The sequence below is a fragment of the Tenebrionibacter intestinalis genome (genome assembly GCF_016632365.1).
Lineage (GTDB): Bacteria > Pseudomonadota > Gammaproteobacteria > Enterobacterales > Enterobacteriaceae > Tenebrionibacter > Tenebrionibacter intestinalis.
Map to the genome: position 1 here is coordinate 1 of NZ_JAEPBH010000200.1, position 324 is coordinate 324.

1 pseudogene is annotated in these 324 nt (G+C 62.0%); it reads right to left on the reverse strand.

What is annotated here, in order from left to right:
- Positions 1-324: pseudogene (locus JJB97_RS18465) on the reverse strand (S-type pyocin domain-containing protein); the annotation flags it as partial.

Sequence of the window (324 nt, forward strand, 5' to 3'; positions counted from 1 at the left end):
CAGGCAGGATTTCGCAAAGACCCGGTTACGCTCCCGCTCTTCCGCTTTTCTGACGGCCTCAGCTTCTGCAGCGAGCGCCGCCGCTGCTAATTCCGCCGCCCTTTTTCCGGCGGCGATTTGCTCCGGTGACGGGCCGCTGCCAATCCACCCCAGCGGGGCGCAGATGCGGTTACTGCCATACGGGCAGTCACATTTCACCACGCAGCGGTCTACCGCAACCTGTACCCCCATATATTCACGGACATACTCTGGCGCCGCTTCAATCACCGTCCCCGGCTTGCCACACACCGGACAGGGCGTTGTTTTATCTCCACGGCGGATCAC